The sequence below is a fragment of the Sinorhizobium sp. FG01 genome, assembly GCF_002531875.1.
GTDB classification, from domain to species: domain Bacteria; phylum Pseudomonadota; class Alphaproteobacteria; order Rhizobiales; family Rhizobiaceae; genus Sinorhizobium; species Sinorhizobium fredii_C.
Window position 1 is genome coordinate 318,264 of record NZ_NWTB01000007.1, and the last position, 20,691, is coordinate 338,954.

Consider the following 20,691-nt stretch of genomic DNA (forward strand, 5'->3'; position numbering starts at 1 on the left):
TCCTGCAGGGAGGCGGTTCGCTGTGCAGTTTTCTTTAACTGAAAGCGGTGGCAAGGTCACGGCAAAATGACGCTTGATTCAACCGATTTATTCCGCGCTCTTTTCGACCGCCGCGTGGTGCCCGTCCTGGTGCCGATGCCGGCGCCGAGGGCCTATTCCTACGCGGTGCCGGAGGGCATGGCGGTCGAGCCGGGCTCGATCGTGCAGGTGCCGCTCGGACCGCGGCTGGTCGTCGGTGTCGTCTGGGACGGTACGGACGATGGTTCGGTCGATCCGAAGAAGCTCAAGGAGATCGAGAAGGTCTTCGACTGCCCGCCTCTGACGCGCGACATGCGCAGCTTTCTCGACTGGGTGGCGACCTATACGGTCACGCCTCCCGGGCTTGTCGCCCGCATGGCGCTGCGGGTGCCGACCGCCTTCGATCCCGAGCCGATGGTCGAGGCCTTGCGCCTGACCGAGCGGCGGCCCGAACGGATGACCGCCGCTCGCGAGCGCGTCCTTGCGACGGCGACCGACGGCTTCTCCTGGACCCGCTCGGGACTTGCCCACGCGGCCGGCGTCTCTTCCGGTGTGATCGACGGTCTTGCTGCGCAGGGCGTCTTCGAAACGGTGTTCATGCCGCCGCCGCCGGTGGTCGCCGCGCCCGATCCGGATTTCGCCGCGCCGCGGCTCGAGGGACCGCAGAGGCAAGCCGCTGCCGATCTGCTCACGGCCGTCGAGGAAAGAAAGTTCTCGGTGTCGCTGATCGACGGCGTCACCGGCTCCGGCAAGACCGAGGTCTATTTCGAGGCGGTCGCCGCGACGCTGAGGGCCGGCAAGCAGGTGCTGATCCTGCTGCCGGAAATCGCGCTCACCGCAAGCTTCCTGGAGCGTTTCCAGGAGCGTTTCGGCGCCAAGCCGGCGGAATGGCATTCCGACCTCGCCCCCCGCATGCGGGAGAAGGTGTGGCGGCAGGTCACGACCGGCCAGGTGCGCGTCGTCGCAGGCGCCCGCTCGGCGCTGTTCCTGCCCTTCGAGGATCTCGGTCTGATCATCGTCGACGAGGAGCACGACCCGGCCTACAAGCAGGAGGACCGGGTGTTCTACAATGCCCGCGACATGGCGGTGGTGCGCGGGCGGATCAGCGGCTTTCCGGTGGTGCTGGTTTCCGCGACCCCCTCCGTCGAGAGCCGGGTCAATGGCGAGGTCGGACGCTACCGGCCGATCCACCTGCCGACCCGTTTCGGCGATGCGGCGCTGCCGCATCTTGGGGTCGTCGACATGCGTCGTCATCCGCCCGAACGCGGCGGCTTCCTCTCGCCTGTACTCGTCAACCAGATCGGTAAGGCGATCGGCCGCGGCGAGCAGGCGCTCCTGTTCCTGAACCGCCGCGGCTATGCGCCGCTGACCCTCTGCCGTGTCTGCGGCCACCGCTTCCAGTGCCCGGACTGCTCGAGTTGGCTGGTCGAGCACCGCTTCCGCGGCCAGATCCAGTGCCACCATTGCGGCTATTCGGAGCGGACGCCCGAGGCTTGCCCGGAATGCGGCACGCTCGACCACCTGGTCGCCTGCGGCCCGGGGGTGGAGCGCATCGCCGAGGAGGTCGAGCGGCATTTCCCCGATGCCCGCACCATCGTGCTCTCCTCCGACCTGATGGGCGTGAAGCGGCTGAGGCTGGAGCTCGAGGCGATTGCCCGCGGCGAGGCGGATATCGTCATCGGCACGCAGCTCGTCGCGAAGGGGCACAATTTCCCGATGATGACGCTGGTCGGCATCGTCGATGCCGATCTCGGCCTTGCCAATGGCGATCCGCGCGCGGCCGAGCGGACCTTTCAATTGCTGTCGCAGGTGACGGGCCGCGCCGGGCGTACCGGCCTGAAGAGCCTCGGGCTCCTGCAGACCTATCAGCCGCAGCACCCGGTGATGCAGGCGATCGTCTCGGGCGATTCGGACGCCTTCTACGACCGCGAGATCCATGAGCGCGAGCGCGCGGCGCTGCCGCCCTTCGGCCGGCTCGCCTCGATCATCGTCTCGGCGGAAACGCGCAGCGATGCCGAGGGGCATGCGCGGGGCCTGCGCAACGCCGCGCCGCGCGTCGATGGCATCTCCATCCTCGGGCCGGCGGAGGCGCCGCTCGCTCTCATCCGCGGCCGCCATCGGTTCCGGCTGCTCGTCCACGGAAGGCGCAACAGCGACATGCAATCCTTCCTGAAGGCGATGATTGCCGGCGGACCGAAGGAGCGCGGCTCGATCAGCGTCCAGCTCGACGTCGATCCGCAGAGTTTTCTGTGATTGCAGCCAGACCTGCCATGCAGCCGATTCCCATCGCCGCGAACATGCGCTAGACCAAAGTGGCACTGCCGAGAATCGCTTCTCGGCGGAGGCTGTGATGATCTGCCGCGGGGATGGAGATGGAGTTCTATATTCCGACGGAAACCGGGGAATTCCTGGCCTTTTGCGCGGCGGGGGCGGCGATGCTGATCGGCCTCGTCATGCTCTTTGCTCCGCGTCTCGCCTTTCGTGCCGCCGGCATCGGCATCGCCGAGGGCCGGCGCGGCGGATTGGCGGAGGTGCGCTCCACCATGGGCGGCATGCATGTCGGTCTCGGCCTCGGCGCCATCCTGCTCGCCCAGCCGATGGTCTATCTCGCCGTTGGCTCGGCCTTTGCGCTCGCAGCGTTCGGCCGCATATTGTCGATGATGAGCGACAACGGCGCGACGCTTTTCAACTGGGCCGCACTTGTCGTCCAGGCGGCGCTCGCCATCCTGCCGCTCGCCTATGTTTTCGGGTTCATCTGACGAACTCGGGACAGGCGCAAATCCGGGCTCCAGCAATTTACGGCAAAATTCCGTCGAAGGGGGCGGTGTTATGCCGCATTCGTGCCGTTGGCGTGTTGCGAGTCCAAACGTCCTATGCTAGACGAACCGCGAATTGCGGGGGAAGTGGGTCGAAAAGGCCTCGATATCCTGCGAATTATTGCAGCAAATTCAAGATGTTACGCCGGCGGTTCGCCGCTGCTGACGCTCTTGGATGAATTTGAGAGAAGCTTGTGCCCGTGGCCGACACATCCCAGCTTATTTCCGGTGTTGCAGAAAGATATGCGTCCTCGCTTTTCGAGCTCGCCCTGGAGGCTGGTTCCGTCGAGGCGGTCGGTGCCGAACTCGATCGCGTCCAGGCGCTGATCGATGGCAGCGACGATCTGAAGCGGCTGATCGTAAGCCCGGTCTTTTCCGCCGAGGACCAGTTCAAGGCCGTTTCGGCGCTCGTCGCACAGTTCGGCTTCTCCGGTCTGGTCGGCAACTTCCTCAAGGTCGTGGCGCGCAACCGCCGCCTGTTCGCGCTGCCGGGCAGCATCAGGGCGTTCCGCCTGATTGCCGCACGCCACCGCGGCGAAATCACTGCCGACGTCACGTCGGCACATGCGCTCACCGAGGCGCAGCAAAACGAATTGAAGGCGACGCTCAAGGGCGTCACCGGCAAAGACGTGGCGGTCAACGTCACCGTCGACCCGTCTATTCTTGGAGGTCTGATCGTCAAGGTCGGTTCCCGCCAGATTGACACCTCCCTTCGCACCAAACTCTCTACCCTTAAGCTTGCACTGAAAGAGGTCGGCTGATGGATATCCGCGCCGCGGAAATTTCCGCAATTCTCAAAGATCAGATCAAAAATTTCGGCCAGGAAGCAGAAGTCTCCGAAGTCGGCCAGGTGCTCTCCGTCGGTGACGGTATTGCCCGCGTCTACGGCCTCGACAATGTCCAGGCAGGCGAGATGGTCGAATTCCCGGGTGGAATTCGTGGCATGGCGCTGAACCTCGAAGCCGACAATGTCGGTGTGGTTATCTTCGGCTCCGACCGTGACATCAAGGAAGGCGACACCGTCAAGCGGACCGGCGCCATCGTCGACGTTCCGGTCGGTCCGGAACTGCTCGGCCGCGTCGTCGATGCGCTCGGCAACCCGATCGACGGCAAGGGCCCGATCAACGCCAAGCAGCGCGCCCGCGTCGACGTCAAGGCGCCCGGCATCATTCCGCGCAAGTCGGTGCACGAGCCGATGTCGACCGGCCTCAAGGCCATCGACGCGCTCATCCCGGTCGGCCGCGGCCAGCGCGAGCTGGTTATCGGCGACCGCCAGACCGGCAAGACCGCGATCATCCTCGACACGATCCTCAACCAGAAGGCCATTCACGACAATGGTCCTGAAGGTGACAAGCTCTATTGCGTCTACGTCGCCATCGGCCAGAAGCGCTCGACGGTTGCGCAGTTCGTGAAGGTGCTCGAAGAGCGCGGCGCCCTGCAGTACTCGATCATCGTTGCCGCCACGGCTTCCGACCCGGCGCCGATGCAGTACCTCGCACCGTTCGCCGGCTGCGCAATGGGCGAATACTTCCGCGACAACGGCAAGCATGCGCTGATCGGCTATGACGACCTTTCCAAGCAGGCCGTCGCCTACCGCCAGATGTCGCTGCTCTTGCGCCGCCCGCCGGGCCGCGAAGCCTATCCGGGCGACGTCTTCTACCTGCATTCCCGCCTGCTGGAGCGCGCCGCAAAGCTCTCCGACGAAAAGGGCGCTGGCTCGCTGACCGCTCTTCCGGTTATCGAAACGCAGGGCAACGACGTGTCCGCGTTCATCCCGACCAACGTGATCTCAATTACCGACGGCCAGATCTTCCTTGAAACGGACCTGTTCTACCAGGGCATCCGTCCGGCCGTAAACGTCGGTCTGTCGGTTTCGCGCGTCGGCTCCTCGGCCCAGATCAAGGCGATGAAGCAGGTCGCAGGCTCGATCAAGGGCGAGCTCGCCCAGTACCGCGAAATGGCCGCCTTTGCGCAGTTCGGCTCGGACCTCGATGCCGCTACGCAGCGTCTGCTCAACCGCGGCGCCCGCCTGACCGAACTCCTGAAGCAGCCGCAGTTCTCGCCGCTGAAGACGGAAGAGCAGGTCGCGGTGATCTTCGCCGGCGTCAACGGCTACCTCGACAAGCTGCCGGTCAACCAGGTCGGCAAGTTCGAGCACGGGCTGCTTTCCTACCTGCGTTCGGAAGGCAAGGCCGTTCTGGATACCATCCGCACGGAAAAGGCGATCTCGGACGACACCAAGGCCAAGCTGAAGGCTGCCATCGACAGCTTCTCCAAGTCTTTCGCCTGAGCGGACTTCAACTAGGACGGACAACGGATGCCTTCACTTAAGGATCTGAAGAACCGGATCGCCTCCGTCAAGGCGACGCAGAAGATCACCAAGGCGATGAAGATGGTCGCCGCGGCGAAGCTTCGGCGTGCCCAGGAGGCGGCCGAGGCCGCTCGGCCCTATTCGCAGCGCATGGCTGCCGTTCTCGCCAACATCGCCCAGGCGGTCGGCGGGGACGACAGCGCGCCGGCGTTGATGACGGGCACCGGCCGCGACGACACGCACCTCTTGGTCGTCTGCACGGCCGAGCGCGGCCTTTGCGGCGGCTTCAACTCGCAGATCGCCCGCTTTGCCCGCGATCACGTGCGCAAGCTGCTCGCCCAGGGCAAGACGGTCAAGATCATCTGCGTCGGCAAGAAGGGTTTCGATATCCTGCGGCGCGAATTCGCGTCGCTGATCATCGATCGCGTCGACTTGCGCGAGGTCAAGAAGATCGGTTTCGAGAATGCCGACCGGATCGGCCACAAGGTCATCGAACTCTTCGAAAAGGGCGAGTTCGACGTCTGCACCTTGTTCTATTCCGAGTTCAAGTCCGTCATTTCGCAGGTTCCGACCGCCCAGCAGCTCGTTCCAGCCTCGGCCGGCCCGGTTGCTGCCGAGGCAGACAGTGCATCGGCGATCTACGAATACGAACCGGACGCTGGCGCCATCCTCACCGATCTCATTCCGCGCAACATTTCCGTCCAGATCTTCCGGGCCCTGCTCGAGAACGTCGCCGGCGAAATGGGCGCCAAGATGAGTGCCATGGACAATGCGACGCGCAATGCCGGTGAGATGATCAACAAGCTGACGCTCAACTACAACCGTCAGCGGCAGGCGCAGATCACCAAGGAACTCATTGAAATCATCTCGGGCGCGGAAGCGCTCTAAGGTTACGAGAAGAGGGTAAGAATTATGGCTAAGGCAGCTACCCCGAAAGAAACCGCAGCGGCGAAGAAGCCCGCTGCTCCGAAGAAGGCAGCTACCCCCAAGACAGCCGCTGTTGTGGCTACGGGTGCTGTCGGCCGCGTGACGCAGGTCATCGGCGCCGTCGTCGACGTCGCCTTCGAAGAGGGCCAGCTCCCGCAGATCCTGAACGCGCTGGAAACCGACAACAAGGGCAACCGCCTGGTTCTCGAAGTCGCCCAGCATCTCGGCGAAAACTCCGTCCGCACGATCGCCATGGACTCGACCGAAGGTCTGGTTCGCGGCCAGTCGGTCACCGACACCGGCGGCCCGATCTCGGTTCCGGTCGGCAAGGAAACGCTCGGCCGCATCATGAACGTCATCGGCGAGCCGGTCGACGAAGCCGGCCCGGTCGAGACCTCGGCCCGCCGCGCCATCCACCAGGACGCGCCGGCCTATGTCGAACAGTCTACGGAAGCGCAGATCCTGGTCACCGGCATCAAGGTCGTCGACCTGCTCGCACCCTACGCCAAGGGCGGCAAGATCGGCCTCTTCGGCGGTGCAGGCGTCGGCAAGACCGTTCTGATCATGGAACTGATCAACAACGTCGCCAAGGCACACGGCGGCTATTCGGTGTTTGCAGGCGTCGGCGAACGCACCCGCGAAGGCAACGACCTCTACCACGAAATGATCGAATCCGGCGTGAACAAGCACGGCGGTGGCGAAGGCTCGAAGGCTGCGCTGGTTTACGGCCAGATGAACGAGCCGCCGGGCGCCCGCGCCCGCGTCGCGCTCACCGGTCTGACGATCGCCGAGCACTTCCGCGACGAAGGCCAGGACGTTCTGTTCTTCGTCGACAACATCTTCCGCTTCACCCAGGCAGGCTCGGAAGTGTCGGCTCTGCTCGGCCGTATTCCGTCGGCCGTGGGCTATCAGCCGACGCTCGCCACCGACATGGGCGCGATGCAGGAGCGCATCACCACGACGACCAAGGGCTCGATCACCTCGGTGCAGGCGATCTATGTTCCGGCCGACGACTTGACCGATCCGGCGCCGGCGACCTCGTTCGCCCACCTCGACGCGACGACCGTTCTGTCGCGCTCGATCGCCGAAAAGGGCATCTACCCGGCCGTGGACCCGCTCGACTCCACGTCGCGCATGCTCGACCCGATGATCGTCGGCGAAGAACACTACGAAGTGTCGCGCAAGGTCCAGTCGACCCTGCAGCGCTACAAGGCGCTCCAGGACATCATCGCCATCCTCGGCATGGACGAGCTTTCCGAAGAGGACAAGCTCGCCGTTGCCCGCGCCCGCAAGATCGAGCGCTTCCTGTCGCAGCCGTTCTTCGTCGCCGAAGTCTTCACCGGTTCGCCGGGCAAGCTGGTCGCTCTCGAAGACACGATCAAGGGCTTCAAGGGTCTCGTCAACGGCGAGTACGACCACCTGCCGGAAGCCGCCTTCTACATGGTGGGCTCCATTGAGGAAGCCATCGAGAAGGCCAAGAAGCTGGCTGCCGAAGCCGCCTGACAGGCATCGTAAACCGTGGCGCGGGCCTCTCGCGCCGCGGTTTTCATTCCGGCCGCATGGACGCGGCTGAGACGTGCACAGCCGCCGTTCCGCGGCGCGCTTACCAGAAGTGAATGGTCATGGCCGACAGTTTCAATTTCGAGCTTGTTTCCCCGGAGCGCCTGCTGCTTTCCGCGCAGGTGACCGAAGTCGTCATCCCGGCAACCGAGGGTGAGATGACCGTGATGGCCAACCACGCTCCGACCATGACGACCGTCAAGCCGGGCGTCGTTACGGTCAAGACGGCCGACGGCAAGACAGAGCGTTTCGCCGTCTTCGGTGGCTTCGCCGACATCCTGCCGACCGGCTGCACGCTGCTTGCCGAATCGGCGGTGCATGTCGACGAACTCGACCGCACGGTCCTCGAAAACCGCATCGACGAGGCGCGCGCTGAGTTGGAAGGCGCGATCGACGAGAAGAAGACCCGCGTCGAGCAGTTCATCGCCGAACTGACGAGGCTCGGGGAGATCGTCATCCCCGCCTGAAAGGGACATCCCGATAAGGGAAACGACCAATAAGTGCATTGGACCCCGCCTCGAGCGGGGTTTTTTGTGACTGTTTGCTCGCGCTGGACGTCTGGAGCCCGAATTGCCCCTCTCCTCGGGTTTAACCCCGCTCGCGGCGAGAGGGGACTTGAGCGGGCGCGGCATACCCCTTCGCCCCGCTTGCGGGAAGAAGGTGGCCGGCAGGCCGGATGAGGGGGAGATGCGACACTCCAAGTTCCGCTGTAGACACAGAATGCCCGGACTTGGCCCGGGCATTCTCGCTCCATCCGCCTCGTAAGAGGCGTGGCAATCTAGCCCGCCGCGCGTTCCGTTTCGTGCCTCTGGGCGTAGTAGTGGCCGAAGCGGTTGGCGAGGAAGGTGTCGAGGGAAATGTCCTCCTGGCGGACGAAGCCCCTGGTCGGGATCTTTTCTTCGGCTAGCAAGTCGAGAACAGCGCAGATGCTGCCGGCCGTGGTGATCTGGATGCCGCTGTGCATGCGTCCGGCAACGACGCCGCTATAGACCTTGTTGGCATAGGTCTCCTGGATGAGACGGCCCTGGCGGAAGCCGGAGACGGTGACGAAGATGACGACGACGTCCTGGGTTGTGGTCGGCAGGGCGTTCTCGAGGATATCCTTCAGCACCTCGCGGCGGTGGCGCAGGCCGAGATCGTTCAGCAGCGCCTTGAAGATCGCCGCGTGGCCTGGGTAGCGGATCGTCTTGTAGTTGAGCGTCCGAACCTTGCCCTTCAGCGTCTCGCACAGCGTGCCGAGGCCGCCGGAGGTGTTGAAGGCTTCGTAGGTGACGCCGTCGAGCGAAAACTCCTCGCGCTCCTCCATTGCCGGAACCTCGATCAGCGACCCTTCGACGATCGCCTCGCAGGGTTCGATATATTCGTTGATGACGCCGTCGGTGCTCCAGGTGAGATTGTAGTTGAGCGCATTCGACGGATATTGCGGCAGGGCGCCGACGCGCATGCGCACGCTTTCGAGCGTGTCGAAATGCCGGGTCAGATCATTGGCGACGATCGAGATGAAGCCGGGGGCCAGACCGCATTGCGGGATGAAGGCGGTCTTCGCCTCCGTCGCGATCGCCTTGACCTGTCGGGTCGATTCGACGTCTTCGGTGAGGTCGAGATAGTGGATCTCCGCTACCGCTGCAGCCTCGGCGATCGCGACCGTCAGGTGGAAGGGAGCGGCGCTCAAGACCGCGAACTTGCCGGTCAGCAAGCCGACGAGGGCCTTCCTGTCGGCGATGTCGATGGCGACGGTCGAAATCGCGTCGTGGCTCTCGACCTGCTGCAATTGCTCGGCGCTGCGGTCGGCGATGCAGACGCGGTAATCGCCGGTATGGGCGAGCATCCAGGCAATCGTCGAGCCGATCTTGCCGGCGCCGATGATAACGATGTCTTTCATTCTTTTCCCCCAGGGTATGAGCCTCTTCAGCGGCTATTTTCCTGCGGAGGAGTGTTGATTTGAAGTATCGAAACGAGTAAATCGGAGGGCGACAATCGGCATATCGCCGAAAGAGATCGACGATATGCAGGTCACCGACAAGGACCGCGAACTTCTTGCCATCCTCAGCGACAATGCGCGCATGCCGACGGCGACGATCGCCCGGCGGCTCGGCCTTTCGCGCACCACCGTGCAGGCGCGCATAGAGCGGCTGGAGCGCGAGGGGGTGATCGCCGGGTATGGCGTGCGGCTGGCGGAAAGCTACGAAAAGGGACTGGTGAAGGCACATGTGCTGATCACGATCGCGCCGCGGGCGCTGAGCCGCGTGACGCCGGAGTTGAGCGCGATCCGCGAGATCCGCACCCTGCATTCGGTCAGCGGCAGCTTCGACTTGATCGCCATCGTCGCCGCGGCATCGATCAGCGAGCTGGACCTGCTGATCGATCGGATCGGCGAGATCGAGGGCGTCGAAAAGACGCTGTCGTCGATCATTCTGTCGACCCGCATCGATCGCTGACGCTTCGTCAGCGGACCGTGGTGCTGTCGGTCGGGTCGCCGCCGTCAGGCAAGGTTTCGGTTCTCGGCTGGCGTGGTGCGGGAGTCCTGTTCCAAGTTTCCGGGCCGCGGATGGTGGAAACAATCGAGCCATCCCATGGCGCCAGCCATTTCTCGCGATCGAAGTAAAGCTCGGCGGCGCTTTTCGCCCGCCTGGGCGCCGCCTGGTTGGCGAGGAAGTTGTAGCGTGGCGTGTCGCCGGATTCGCGTTTGAACTGGATGCGGCTGCCGAAGCGCTTGAGATCGAATTCGCTGAGCGCCTGTATCTTCAACGTGACGCTTTCGCTATCGGCCCAGTGCACCTGCTTCAGGAAGACCGAAGCGGCCGTCGCCGCGGCACTGGTAACCGCCTGGGTGTCTTCGGAATGCTCGATGTTGAGCTTCACCCGAAACGAGGTGATTTCATCCTCGTCGCTGCCTTTGACGAAGATGAAGATGGAAGAGCTTGTCGCCGCGCCGGGGCGGACAAAGGACACGAGCGAGGAACATTCCCAGCGGCCGCTCTCGGCCGACTTCCATGCAAGTTCGCGAAAACCGGCCTCGCGCAGGCGCTCGCACAAAGCGCGCGGGTCGCTGCGGATCTGCCGGATGAATTGCTGTTCGGGCGTGCGGAGGTCCGCGAACGTCCGGACCGGCAGCAGCGCCCGCAACGGCTCGGTTTCCTTGGGACGCGGGCGGGCCGCTTCGGGCGCCGGCGTCGGCGCGGCTTCACGGAGCACGTCCTGAAACCCCATCGCCGTCAGCACCTGTTTCAGATTGCGTTGCTCGTTGGCGAGCAGCACAGTCGCCAGGATCGCCGTGAAGACCAGCGCCACGGCGGACAGGAAGAAAGCGACGCCGGAACGGCCTTTCTGCTTCTTCTCCATGCCACCGTCGCTCCGCCTCGGAGAGGGCGATGTCCGCGCGCCCGCTCTACCCCTGAAAGACGGCGCACAATAGGGGATGATGGCGCCGCCGTCCAAGGGGCATCCTGTTCGGAAGAACGAAGTCAGGACCAGCCCAAGAACCCTTCCGCTTGTGGGGCCATAGGTGGGGAGGGGGCTTTGGTGAATTATTCGACGCTCGTCCGCTTCGCTTCCATCCGAGCCGTCCGCCAGGTGGAAAATGCGAAGGCAACGAGGAAGATTGCCGTCATCAGGAGGACGATGGTCGGGGCCGGGGCGCTGTCGATGAAGAAGGAAAGGTAGACGCCCGAGAAGGAGGCGACGACGGCGACGGCGACCGCAGCGATCAGCATGCCGCGAAACGTCCGCGTTACCAGATAAGCGATTGCGCCGGGGGCGATCAGCATGGCGATGGCAAGGATCAATCCGACGGCCTTCAAGGCGCCGACGATCGTCAGTGACAGGATGGCGAGCAGTCCGTAATGCAGCCAGCCGACCGGCAGGCCGACGGCACGCGCCTGGGCCGGATCGAAGGCGTGCAGCAGCAGGTCGCGCCATTTCAGCGAGAGAATGCCGGCGGCGAGGAGTGCGATCAGGCCCGTCTCGAGGATGTCGCCCCAGCCGATGCCGAGCATGTCGCCGAACAGGATGTGGTCGAGATGCACGTCGCTCTGGATGTTCACATAGAGCACGAGGCCAAGGCCGAACATGCCGGAAAAGACGACGCCCATCACCGTGTCCTGCTTGATGCGGCTGTTGTCCTTGAGGTAGCCGGTGAGCAACGCGCAGCACATGCCGGCGGCAAAGGCGCCGACGGCAAGCGGCAGGCCGACGATGTAGGAGATCACGACGCCAGGGAAGACCGCGTGCGAGATGGCGTCGCCCATCAGCGACCAGCCTTTCAGCACCAGGAAACAGGAGAGCATCGCCGTTGGGATCGCCACCAGCACCGAGATCATCAGCGCGTTGCGCATGAACCCGAATTCGAAGACGACAAGGAGCATGTCGAGCGACATCATTGGGTGACCTCCAACGCTTCGGAGGCGCGGCGGCGGGCGGCGATGAGGCCGTGCTTGGGGGCAAGAACGAAGGCGGAGAGGAAGATCAGCGTCTGAAGCACGATGATGATGCCGCCGGTCGCGCCGTCGAGGAAGTAGCTGGCATAGGCGCCGGCGAAGCTTGTTGCGGCGCCGATGGCGATGCTGATCAGGATCAGCCGCGGAAAGCGGTCGGTGATCAGATAGGCGGTGGCCCCGGGGGTGACGACCATGGCGATGACGAGAAAGGCGCCGACGGTCTGCAGCGCCGCCACGGTGCAAGCCGAGAGCAGCGTGAAGAACAGCACCTTGATGAGCGTTGTGTTGATGCCGATCGAACGGGCGTGGCTTTCGTCGAAGAAGGTCACCATCAGGTCCTTCCATTTCGCCGAGAGGATCAGGAGCGAGGCGATGCCGATGATGGCGAGCTGCAACGTGTCGGCTGGGGTGATGGCGAGGATGTTGCCGAGCACGATCGTCTGGATGTTCACGGACGTCGGCGACAGCGACACCATGAAGAGGCCGAGGCCGAAGAAGGAGGTGAAGATCAGCCCGATGATCGTATCCTCCTTCAGCCGGGTGCGCTGGTTGAGGAACAGCATGGCGGCGGCGGCAAGCGTGCCGGAAAAGAAGGCGCCGAGGGAGAAGGGGAGGCCGAGCATATAGGCGCCGGCGACGCCCGGCACGATCGCGTGGGAGAGCGCGTCGCCGATCAGCGACCAGCCCTTCAGCATCAGATAGGCGGAGAGGAAGGCGCAGACGGCGCCGACGAGCGCGCTGACCCACATGGCGTTCAGCATGTAGCTATACGTGAACGGCTCCAGAAGCGTTGCGATCATTCCTTGTCCGCCTCGGTTTCGGGCTTGGCCGGTTGCGTCACCATCTGGCCCTTTGCGCCATACATGACGAGCGGCCGTTCATCGTCGGTGATGACGGAAAGCTGGCGGGGATCGGCATCGTCGTGCAGGCTGTCGCCGCCGAGCACGAAATGGCGCAGCACGCCGCCGAAGGCGAGTTCGAGATTGTCGCGGGTGAAGGTGGTCTCGGTGGGCCCGTAGGCGAGAATCGTGTTTTTCAGAAGGATGGTGCGGTCGCAGAATTCCGGCACGCTGCCAAGGTTGTGGGTGGAGACCAGCATCACCCGCCCCTCGTCGCGAAGCGCCACGAGCAGACGGATGATTGCGTCCTCGGTCTTGACGTCGACGCCGGTGAAGGGCTCGTCCAGCAGGATGACGCGACCGTCCTGGGCAAGCGCACGGGCAAGGAAGACGCGCTTTTTCTGGCCGCCGGAAAGCTCGCCGATCTGGCGCTTGCGGAAATCGCTCATGCCGACCCTGGCGAGTGCCGCCTCGACCGCTTCATGGTCGGCCCGCTTCGGCATGCGCAGCATGTTCATGTGGCCGTAGCGGCCCATCATCACCACGTCCTCGACGAGCACCGGGAAATTCCAGTCGACCTCCTCGGCCTGCGGCACATAGGCGACGAGATTCTTCTTCAGCGCCTGCGGGACGCCGAGCCCGAGGATCGAGATGTCGCCCTTGGCGAGCCGGACGAAGCCCATGATGGCCTTGAACAGCGTCGACTTGCCGCTGCCGTTGACCCCGACCAGCGCGGCGATCGTGCCGGTCGGAATTTCGAAGGAGGCGTCCTGCAGGGCGCGGTGGCCGTTGCGGTAGGTGACGGTGGCATTGCGGACGCGAATGCCGCCGCCCTCATCCTGAGGACCCGTCCGCGGAGTAGGTCGGGCCTTTACCTGAAGGTTCATTGCGAAAGACCTTTCGCGATCGTTTCGGACGTAACACGCAGGAGATCGATATAGGTCGGGACCGGTCCGTCGGCCTCGCTCAAGGAATCCACATAGAGCACGCCGCCGTATTTGGCACCCGTCTCGCGCGCCACCTGCTGGGCCGGATCGGGCGAAATGGTGCTTTCGGAGAAGACCACCGGAATGCGGTTGGCCCTGACTGCGTCGATCACCTTGCGCACCTGCTGCGGCGTGCCCTGCTGGTCGGCATTGATCGGCCATAGGTAGAGCTCCTTCAGGCCGAAATCGCGGGCGAGGTAGCTGAAGGCGCCTTCGCTCGAAACCAGCCAGCGCTTTTCCGCCGGGATCTTGTCGAGCTCTGCCTTGATCGGGGCGATGGTGGCCTCGATCCTCTTCTTATAGGCGTCGGCATTGGCCTTGTAGATCTCGGCATTGGCCGGGTCGAACTTCACGAGGGCGTCGCGTATGTTGTCGACATAGATCAGCGCCGCCGAGGGCGACATCCAGGCATGCGGATTCGGCTTGCCCGTATAGGGGCCTTCGGCAATGCCCATTGGCTCGACGCCCTCCGAGACAACGACGCCCGGGATGCCGTCGAAGTTCTGGAAGAACTTTTCAAACCAGAGCTCCAGATTGAGGCCGTTCCAGAGGATCAATTGTGCGTCATGCGCCTTCAGGATGTCGCGCGGTGTCGGCTGATAATTGTGGATCTCGGCGCCGGGCTTGGTGATCGATTCGACGATCGCCGCGTCGCCCGCAACGTTTTGCGCCATGTCGGCAATGACCGTGAAGGTGGTCACCGCCTTGAACTTGTCCGCCGCCGCTGCCGCGCCGGGCAGGAGGGAAAAGGCAGCCATTGCCGCTGCTGCCGTCAGAATCATGCGCCGCGTCCGATCGATCATCCATCACTCCTCAATCTTGAACCTGCGCTATGGGTAGGCGAATGGCCTGCATAAGTCAATGCAAATGAGAACCATTTGCAACTAGCTATTTTCAAAGCCATTGCCCTTGGCTAGTGTCGCCGGATGAGACAAGCCAAGCATCGGATCGCTGAACTGGAGGGAATTCTTCGTGAAGGAGGGGTGCGCGTCACCCGCCAACGGGCGGCGATTCTGAAGATCCTGGCCGAAGCCGAAGACCATCCGGATGCGAGCGAACTGCATCGGCGCGCCAAGGAAATCGACGCGACCGTGTCGCTCTCGACCGTCTACCGCACCCTGTCGGCGCTGGAGCAGCAGGGGGTTGTGCAGCGGCACGCTTTCGAGAATGCCACGGCCCGTTTCGAAACCGCCGACGCGCCGCATCACGACCATCTGATCGACATCGAAACGGGAGCGGTAATCGAGTTCCGCTCCGACAAGATCGAACAACTGCAGGCGGAAATCGCTGCCGAGCTCGGCTACGACCTGGTGCGCCACCGGCTGGAGCTCTACTGCCGGAAGCGCAAGGATTGAGGGGGAAGGTTCAGTCTTCGACGGAGACCAAGCCGCGAAGGCGGGCTTAGTTCAGCGGAATGGCATTGTTCTCCTTGCCAGCTTGGTAGGCGGAGGAGAGTTCGGCATATTTCCGGCTGATCGCCTCGGCGCGCCGCTGAAGACCGCGATCGATCTCCGGAAGCTCGGCGATGAGATCGGTAATCGATTGGCCCTTCCAGAAGGCGTTCGTCCGATTGTACCCGCCCGGCTCCAGTGTGAAGACTTCCTTGAGGATCTTCAGGTCGTGCGGGATCGAGAAGGAGTCGCGCGAATCCTCGTGGCTGAAGAAATAGTAGAAATTGTCGAAGCCAGCCCAGGTGATCGCCGACAGGCACATGGAGCAGGGTTCGTGCGTCGACAGGAAGATGAGGTCGCGCGAACCCGGGCGCTCGGTGCCCGCCAGTTCGTAGAATCGTTTCAAGGTATGCACTTCGCCGTGCCAGAGCGGATTCTCGGTTTCGTTGTTGGTCTCGACGAGGACGATCGAGAGATCGGATTTCCTCAGCAGTGCGGCGCCGAATATCTTGTTGCCGGCAGCGACCCCGGCTTCCGTCGCCGGGATGATGCCGTGTTCCATGGTGGTCAGGAGGGCTTCGAGCAGCCCGAGCATTTCGTGTTCTGGTTGCATGACCGTTCCTTTGTTGTGTTCGCGTCCCTCGGGCGAGGCCACAATTCGATGTGGCGGTTCGGGATTACAGCGTCGCGCGTCTAGTGCGCTTCCGACGCGATCACCGGCACCTCGGTGCCTTTCGCGTCGTAGAGCTTGCCATTGAGAAAATAGTCGCCATCGTGCAGCCGCGCGATATCCTGGTATCGAAGCGTCCGCTCCGTCCCCGCGACGAACACCGATTGCTGGTCGGAGTTGCCGGTGGTCAGGTGGTTGAAGATCAGATTGAGGCTGATTGCCATCAAGGCGGCAGAACTGATGCCGGAATGGAAGATCGTCGCAAACCAGGCCGGGAAGTGCTCGTAGAAGCTGGGGGAGGCGATCGGGATCATGCCGAAGCCGATCGAGGTGGCGACGATAACGAGGTTCATATTGTTGTTGTAGTCGACCTTCGAGAGGGTGCGGATGCCGCTCGCCGCAACCGTGCCGAAGAGCACGATGCCGGCGCCACCGAGCACGGCGCTCGGAACCGCCGCCACGATGCGGCCCATGACCGGCAGCAGCCCGAGCATCACGAGAAATAGGCCGCCCGTCGCCACCACGTAGCGGCTCTTGACGCCGGTGACCGCCACCAGCCCGACATTCTGAGCAAAGGCGCTCTGGGTGAAGGAGCCGAAGACCGGCGCCACGAGGCTCGACAGCATGTCGGCCCTCAAGCCATCGCCAAGCCGGCGCGAATCCACTTTCGTCTCGATGATTTCGCCGACGGCAAGGATGTCCGCCGAGGTCTCGACCAGCGTCACCATGATGACGATGAACATCGACACGATCGCGGCAATCTCGAAGGTCGGATAGCCGAAGTAGAAGACGGTTGGAAGGGCGAAGAAGGGTCCTTCGGCCACTTTGGAGAAATCGGCCATGCCGGCGAAGTAGGCGATGCCGGTGCCGATGATCAGCGCCAGCAGGATCGAGAGCCGCGAGATCGCGGCGCTTCCGAGCTTGCTGAGCAAGAGCACGATGACGAGTGTTACCGCCGCAAGCTGGATATTGACCGGGCTGCCGAAGTCGGGTGCGGCGCTGTTGCCGCCCATTGCCCAGCGTGCCGCGACCGGCATCAGCGTCAAGCCGATCGTGGTGATCACGATGCCTGTGACGAGCGGCGGGAAGAATCGGGTGACCCGCGAGAAGATCGGCGTGATCAGAAGACCGATCAGCGATGCGGCCATGACCGCCCCCAGCACCGACTGCATGCCGCCATTGCCGGAAATGGCGATCATCGTCGCGACGCCGGAAAAAGATACCCCCTGGACCAGTGGCAACCGGCTTCCGAAGAAAGGCAGGCCGAGAGTCTGCAGGATCGTGGCGAGGCCCCCGGCAAAAAGGGAAGCCGTGACGAGCAGGCCGATCTCGGCGGGACTGAGGCCGGCGGCCTGACCGAGGATCAGCGGCACGGCAACGATGCCGCCATACATTGTAAGCACGTGCTGCAGGCCATAGGCCAGGTTGGCGCCGATGCCGAGCTTTTCATCCTCCGGGCGCGTCTGCGCCGCAGTTTCCTCTGCGCTGTTTGCCAAGGTAATCTCCTCCAATACCTTTTCGTGCATTCCCCACACCTCCTCCACGAGATGGGTGGCAAACTATGGCATCGGCTGCGGAGTCTGACTTTATCGAAAAAGGGGAAACAGTTTGCGGTTGTACTGCGGCAATGCGTTCGGTCAGGTCCGATGCCCCGAACAATGGTGTGGCTCCCAGCCGCAAGGAAAGCGAAAGCCGGAGCTGTTGTCAGCCCCGGCGCCGCATCTCCGTTCGTATGGCGCCGCCCGGACATCCGGGCGGCGCTTTCGTTCGCTGGACTTAGTTGGTCTGCCAGCTCTTGACCAGTTCGTCGTAATTAACGGTGATCGGCTTTTCCTTCTCGTTCTCGACCTTGAGCTGCGGAGCGAGGTTGCCGGCCTTCACCGCTTCGGCGTTCCAGTATTCGAGATCGTGCTCTTCGGCGAGCTTCGGACCGATGTCGCCCTGGATGCCGGCGCGCTCGAGGCGCTGCAGCACCTTCTCCTGCTCGGCGCAAAGCGAGTCCATGGCTTCCTGCGCCGTCTTGGCGCCGGAAGACGCATCGCCGATCGCCTGCCACCACAGCTGGGCCAGCTTCGGATAATCAGGCACGTTCGTGCCGGTCGGCGACCATTGCAGGCGGGCCGGCGAACGGTAGAACTCGATCAGCCCGCCAAGCTTCGGAGCGCGCTCGGTGAAGCTCGGATGGTCGAGGGTCGACTGGCGGATGAAGGTGAGGCCGACATGGCTCTTCTTCACGTCGATGGTCTTCGAGGTGACGAACTGTGCGTAGAGCCAGGCGGCCTTGGCGCGGTCGTCCGGGGTCGACTTCAGAAGCGTCCAGGAGCCGGCGTCCTGATAGCCGAGCTTCATGCCGTCCTTCCAGTAAACGCCGTGCGGCGACGGGGCCATGCGCCATTTCGGCGTGCCGTCGGCGTTGACGACCGGCAGGCCGTCCTTGACCATGTCGGCGGTGAAGGCCGTGTACCAGAACATCTGCTGGGCGATCGCACCCTGGGCCGGAACCGGACCGGATTCGGAGAAGGTCATCCCTTGAGCTTCCGGCGGAGCGTAGTTCTTCAGCCAGGTCAGGTATTTCTCGATCGAATAGACTGCAGCCGGGCCGTTGGTGTCGCCGCCGCGTGCGACGCAGGAGCCGACCGGACGCGAGTTCTCGTCGACCTTGATGCCCCACTCGTCGACCGGGCGGCCGTTCGGGATGCCCTTGTCGCCGTTGCCGGCCATCGACAGCCAGGCGTCGGTGAAGCGCCAGCCGAGCGACGGGTCCTTCTTGCCGTAGTCCATGTGGCCATAGACCTTCTTACCGTCGATCTCTCGGCCGTTGAAGAACTCGGCAATGTCCTCATAGGCCGACCAGTTGACCGGAACGCCGAGGTCGTAGCCGTACTTGGCCTTGAACTCTTCCTGAATCTTAGGATCGTTGAACCAGTCGTAGCGGAACCAATAGAGGTTGGCGAACTGCTGGTCGGGAAGCTGGTAGAGCTTGCCGTCCGGTGCGGTGGTGAAGGACTTGCCGATGAAGTCGTCGATGTCGAGGTTCGGGTTGGTGACGTCCTTGCCCTCGTTGGCCATCCAGTCGGTCAGGTTGCGGGCCTGCTGGTAGCGCCAATGGGTGCCGATGAGGTCGGAGTCGTTGATATAGGCGTCGTAGACGTTCTCGCCCGACTGCATCTGCGTCTGCAGCTTTTCGACGACGTCGCCTTCGCCGATCAGGTCGTGGGTGACCTTGATTCCAGTGATGTCGGAGAAGGCCTTGGCCAGGGTCTTCGCTTCATACTCGTGCGTGGTAATCGTTTCGGAAACGACCTTGATCTCCATGCCGGCAAAGGGCTTCGCCGCATCGACGAACCATTGCATTTCCGCTTCCTGGGACGCGCGGTCGAGCGAGGAGAGATCGCCGATTTCCTTGTCGAGGAACTGCTTCGCCTCGTCCATGCCGGCGAAGGCCGTCCCGGTAAGTGCCAGCAGCATCGCCGCCGTCGTAGTCAAAAGATGCCGTCGCATAAATTTCCTCCCTTTGGGTTTTGCGATTGCGTTTCCTTGCAGTTTCGAAGGGCGCAACCGGCGCCCTTCATTCCGATGCCTCAGACGTAGCGGAACACGGCGATGGCGTAGATCACCGAGAGGGCAACCGCCCACCAGAGATTTGCGCCGACCAGCCCGAGCCAACCGAGGTGAATGAATGCGCTTCCGAGCAGCGAGACGAAGAGCCGGTCACCGCGGGTCGTCTCGAAGCGCAGGACCCCGACGCGTGGGTTTCCGCCTGGCGAGACATATTCCCAGACGCCCATGCCGACGAGCATCAGCGCGATCGCCAGGAAAAACAGCGCTGTCGGCAGCGTCCATGCCATCCATGAAAAGTCCATTGGCGAAATCTCCCTTGAATGGTTTCAGCTCTAGACGCGGCCGAGCGCGAAGCCCTTGGCGATGTAATTGCGGACGAAGTAGATGACGAGCGCGCCCGGGATGATCGTCAGCACGCCGGCGGCGGCAAGCACGCCCCAGTCGAGACCGGAGGCCGAAACCGTCCGCGTCATCGTCGCGGCGATCGGCTTGGCGTCGGTGGTCGTCAGCGTGCGGGCGATCAGAAGTTCGACCCAGGAGAACATGAAGCAGAAGAACGCGGCGACGCCGATGCCCGAGGCGATCAACGGCACGAAGATCTTCACGAAGAAGCGCGGGAAGGAATAGCCGTCGATATAGGCGGTCTCGTCGATCTCCTTCGGCACGCCGGACATGAAGCCCTCGAGGATCCAGACGGCGAGCGGCACGTTGAACAGGCAGTGGGCGATCGCCACGGCGATATGTGTGTCGATCAGGCCGAAGGCGGAATAGAGCTGGAAGAACGGCAGCGCGAACACCGCCGGGGGCGCCATCCGGTTGGTCAGGAGCCAGAAGAATAGGTGCTTGTCGCCGAGGAAGCGGTAGCGCGAGAAGGCATAGGCCGCCGGCAGCGCCACGCTGACCGAGATCAGTGTGTTCATCACCACGTAGGTGATCGAGTTGATGTAGCCGTTGTACCACGAGGGGTCGGTGAAGATCACCGCGTAATTGCGGAGCGTCGGGTTCTGCGGCCAGAGCGAAAAGGTGCTGAGGATCTCGCTCGTCTCCTTGAAGCTCATGTTGACGAGCCAGTAGATCGGCAGGAGCAGGAAGACGATGTAGATCGTCGGCACCAGCCAGGAGAGGCGCTGCGAAAGCGGTTGCTTGTTGGTCATCATGATGTCTCCTCCCTTCTTT

General features: G+C 63.3%; 20 protein-coding genes. 9 read left to right on the forward strand and 11 right to left on the reverse strand.

What is annotated here, in order from left to right; genetic code table 11:
• Positions 1-66: 66 nt before the first annotated feature.
• The 7 genes from CO656_RS13895 (at position 67) to CO656_RS13925 (ending at position 8,099) form a co-directional block, all read left to right on the forward strand.
• Positions 67-2,271, forward strand: coding sequence for a primosomal protein N' (locus tag CO656_RS13895; protein ID WP_037417738.1), 2,205 nt, complete (start codon positions 67-69; stop codon positions 2,269-2,271).
• A gap of 119 nt (positions 2,272-2,390) precedes the next feature.
• Positions 2,391-2,777: a hypothetical protein gene (locus CO656_RS13900; RefSeq protein WP_037418140.1), complete on the forward strand. Its 387-nt coding sequence runs from the start codon at positions 2,391-2,393 to the stop codon at positions 2,775-2,777.
• A gap of 251 nt (positions 2,778-3,028) precedes the next feature.
• Positions 3,029-3,595, forward strand: a complete 567-nt coding sequence (locus tag CO656_RS13905; protein ID WP_097526166.1) for a F0F1 ATP synthase subunit delta — start codon at positions 3,029-3,031, stop codon at positions 3,593-3,595.
• Positions 3,595-5,124 (forward strand): F0F1 ATP synthase subunit alpha, encoded by a 1,530-nt coding sequence (atpA, locus tag CO656_RS13910; RefSeq protein WP_037417733.1) that lies wholly within the window; start codon positions 3,595-3,597, stop codon positions 5,122-5,124. The genes CO656_RS13905 and atpA overlap by 1 nt, the downstream gene beginning before the upstream one ends.
• A 27-nt stretch (positions 5,125-5,151) precedes the next feature.
• Positions 5,152-6,033, forward strand: coding sequence for a F0F1 ATP synthase subunit gamma (locus tag CO656_RS13915; protein WP_097526167.1), 882 nt, complete (start codon positions 5,152-5,154; stop codon positions 6,031-6,033).
• A gap of 24 nt (positions 6,034-6,057) precedes the next feature.
• Positions 6,058-7,575, forward strand: a complete 1,518-nt coding sequence (gene atpD, locus CO656_RS13920; protein WP_097526168.1) for a F0F1 ATP synthase subunit beta — start codon at positions 6,058-6,060, stop codon at positions 7,573-7,575.
• Between the two features lie 119 nt (positions 7,576-7,694).
• Positions 7,695-8,099: a F0F1 ATP synthase subunit epsilon gene (locus CO656_RS13925; protein WP_037389780.1), complete on the forward strand. Its 405-nt coding sequence runs from the start codon at positions 7,695-7,697 to the stop codon at positions 8,097-8,099.
• Between the two features lie 311 nt (positions 8,100-8,410).
• Here the strand turns inward: CO656_RS13925 and CO656_RS13930 are convergent, their stop codons facing one another.
• A complete protein-coding gene (locus CO656_RS13930) occupies positions 8,411-9,514 on the reverse strand; it encodes a saccharopine dehydrogenase family protein (RefSeq protein ID WP_097526169.1) in 1,104 nt (367 codons plus the stop codon).
• Between the two features lie 124 nt (positions 9,515-9,638).
• Between CO656_RS13930 and CO656_RS13935 the strand changes: the two genes are divergently transcribed.
• Entirely contained in the window at positions 9,639-10,070 is a 432-nt protein-coding gene (locus CO656_RS13935; protein WP_037389775.1) for an Lrp/AsnC family transcriptional regulator, read from the forward strand.
• 7 nt (positions 10,071-10,077) lie between these two features.
• Here the strand turns inward: CO656_RS13935 and CO656_RS13940 are convergent, their stop codons facing one another.
• From CO656_RS13940 to CO656_RS13960, 5 genes are all read right to left on the reverse strand, one after another.
• On the reverse strand, positions 10,078-10,974 hold the full coding sequence (locus tag CO656_RS13940; RefSeq protein ID WP_097526170.1) for a DUF6030 family protein: 897 nt from the start codon (positions 10,972-10,974) through the stop codon (positions 10,078-10,080).
• 185 nt (positions 10,975-11,159) lie between these two features.
• The gene (locus CO656_RS13945; RefSeq protein ID WP_037417723.1) at positions 11,160-12,011 is read right to left on the reverse strand and encodes a metal ABC transporter permease; all 852 of its coding nucleotides are present in this window, start codon (positions 12,009-12,011) and stop codon (positions 11,160-11,162) included.
• Complete coding sequence (locus tag CO656_RS13950; protein ID WP_097526171.1) at positions 12,008-12,868, reverse strand: metal ABC transporter permease; 861 nt, start codon at positions 12,866-12,868, stop codon at positions 12,008-12,010. The genes CO656_RS13945 and CO656_RS13950 overlap by 4 nt, the downstream gene beginning before the upstream one ends.
• The gene (locus tag CO656_RS13955; RefSeq protein WP_037417717.1) at positions 12,865-13,794 is read right to left on the reverse strand and encodes a manganese/iron ABC transporter ATP-binding protein; all 930 of its coding nucleotides are present in this window, start codon (positions 13,792-13,794) and stop codon (positions 12,865-12,867) included. The genes CO656_RS13950 and CO656_RS13955 overlap by 4 nt, the downstream gene beginning before the upstream one ends.
• Positions 13,791-14,696, reverse strand: coding sequence for a metal ABC transporter substrate-binding protein (locus CO656_RS13960; protein WP_097526172.1), 906 nt, complete (start codon positions 14,694-14,696; stop codon positions 13,791-13,793). Before CO656_RS13960 ends, CO656_RS13955 begins: the two co-directional genes overlap by 4 nt.
• A gap of 123 nt (positions 14,697-14,819) precedes the next feature.
• Between CO656_RS13960 and CO656_RS13965 the strand changes: the two genes are divergently transcribed.
• Positions 14,820-15,248, forward strand: a complete 429-nt coding sequence (locus tag CO656_RS13965; RefSeq protein WP_037417711.1) for a Fur family transcriptional regulator — start codon at positions 14,820-14,822, stop codon at positions 15,246-15,248.
• A 46-nt stretch (positions 15,249-15,294) separates the two neighbouring features.
• Here CO656_RS13965 and CO656_RS13970 read toward each other — a convergent pair whose 3' ends face one another.
• The 5 genes from CO656_RS13970 to CO656_RS13990 form a co-directional block, all read right to left on the reverse strand.
• Positions 15,295-15,897 carry a nucleoside deaminase gene (locus CO656_RS13970; RefSeq protein WP_097526173.1) on the reverse strand — a complete coding sequence of 201 codons (603 nt, stop codon included), beginning with the start codon at positions 15,895-15,897 and terminating at the stop codon, positions 15,295-15,297.
• A gap of 80 nt (positions 15,898-15,977) precedes the next feature.
• The gene (locus CO656_RS13975; RefSeq protein WP_097526222.1) at positions 15,978-17,450 is read right to left on the reverse strand and encodes a nucleobase:cation symporter-2 family protein; all 1,473 of its coding nucleotides are present in this window, start codon (positions 17,448-17,450) and stop codon (positions 15,978-15,980) included.
• A 280-nt stretch (positions 17,451-17,730) separates the two neighbouring features.
• Positions 17,731-19,455 carry an ABC transporter substrate-binding protein gene (locus CO656_RS13980; RefSeq protein ID WP_037417705.1) on the reverse strand — a complete coding sequence of 575 codons (1,725 nt, stop codon included), beginning with the start codon at positions 19,453-19,455 and terminating at the stop codon, positions 17,731-17,733.
• A gap of 80 nt (positions 19,456-19,535) precedes the next feature.
• Complete coding sequence (locus tag CO656_RS13985; protein ID WP_097526174.1) at positions 19,536-19,817, reverse strand: DUF2160 domain-containing protein; 282 nt, start codon at positions 19,815-19,817, stop codon at positions 19,536-19,538.
• Positions 19,818-19,847: 30 nt separating this feature from the next.
• On the reverse strand, positions 19,848-20,672 hold the full coding sequence (locus CO656_RS13990; protein WP_018235192.1) for a carbohydrate ABC transporter permease: 825 nt from the start codon (positions 20,670-20,672) through the stop codon (positions 19,848-19,850).
• Between the last annotated feature and the right edge of the window lie 19 nt (positions 20,673-20,691).

What these genes read in the sequence shown, in the direction of transcription:
- CO656_RS13965 (WP_037417711.1), top strand. Translation starts at nt 14,820, where the DNA reads ATGAGACAAGCCAAGCATCGGATCGCTGAACTGGAGGGAATTCTTCGT.
- CO656_RS13945 (WP_037417723.1), bottom strand. Translation starts at nt 12,011, where the DNA reads ATGATGTCGCTCGACATGCTCCTTGTCGTCTTCGAATTCGGGTTCATG.
- CO656_RS13940 (WP_097526170.1), bottom strand. Translation starts at nt 10,974, where the DNA reads ATGGAGAAGAAGCAGAAAGGCCGTTCCGGCGTCGCTTTCTTCCTGTCC.
- CO656_RS13960 (WP_097526172.1), bottom strand. Translation starts at nt 14,696, where the DNA reads ATGATCGATCGGACGCGGCGCATGATTCTGACGGCAGCAGCGGCAATG.
- CO656_RS13915 (WP_097526167.1), top strand. Translation starts at nt 5,152, where the DNA reads ATGCCTTCACTTAAGGATCTGAAGAACCGGATCGCCTCCGTCAAGGCG.
- CO656_RS13930 (WP_097526169.1), bottom strand. Translation starts at nt 9,514, where the DNA reads ATGAAAGACATCGTTATCATCGGCGCCGGCAAGATCGGCTCGACGATT.
- CO656_RS13980 (WP_037417705.1), bottom strand. Translation starts at nt 19,455, where the DNA reads ATGCGACGGCATCTTTTGACTACGACGGCGGCGATGCTGCTGGCACTT.
- CO656_RS13935 (WP_037389775.1), top strand. Translation starts at nt 9,639, where the DNA reads ATGCAGGTCACCGACAAGGACCGCGAACTTCTTGCCATCCTCAGCGAC.
- CO656_RS13955 (WP_037417717.1), bottom strand. Translation starts at nt 13,794, where the DNA reads ATGAACCTTCAGGTAAAGGCCCGACCTACTCCGCGGACGGGTCCTCAG.
- CO656_RS13900 (WP_037418140.1), top strand. Translation starts at nt 2,391, where the DNA reads ATGGAGTTCTATATTCCGACGGAAACCGGGGAATTCCTGGCCTTTTGC.
- atpD (WP_097526168.1), top strand. Translation starts at nt 6,058, where the DNA reads ATGGCTAAGGCAGCTACCCCGAAAGAAACCGCAGCGGCGAAGAAGCCC.
- CO656_RS13925 (WP_037389780.1), top strand. Translation starts at nt 7,695, where the DNA reads ATGGCCGACAGTTTCAATTTCGAGCTTGTTTCCCCGGAGCGCCTGCTG.
- CO656_RS13990 (WP_018235192.1), bottom strand. Translation starts at nt 20,672, where the DNA reads ATGATGACCAACAAGCAACCGCTTTCGCAGCGCCTCTCCTGGCTGGTG.
- CO656_RS13950 (WP_097526171.1), bottom strand. Translation starts at nt 12,868, where the DNA reads ATGATCGCAACGCTTCTGGAGCCGTTCACGTATAGCTACATGCTGAAC.
- CO656_RS13970 (WP_097526173.1), bottom strand. Translation starts at nt 15,897, where the DNA reads ATGCAACCAGAACACGAAATGCTCGGGCTGCTCGAAGCCCTCCTGACC.
- CO656_RS13985 (WP_097526174.1), bottom strand. Translation starts at nt 19,817, where the DNA reads ATGGACTTTTCATGGATGGCATGGACGCTGCCGACAGCGCTGTTTTTC.
- atpA (WP_037417733.1), top strand. Translation starts at nt 3,595, where the DNA reads ATGGATATCCGCGCCGCGGAAATTTCCGCAATTCTCAAAGATCAGATC.
- CO656_RS13895 (WP_037417738.1), top strand. Translation starts at nt 67, where the DNA reads ATGACGCTTGATTCAACCGATTTATTCCGCGCTCTTTTCGACCGCCGC.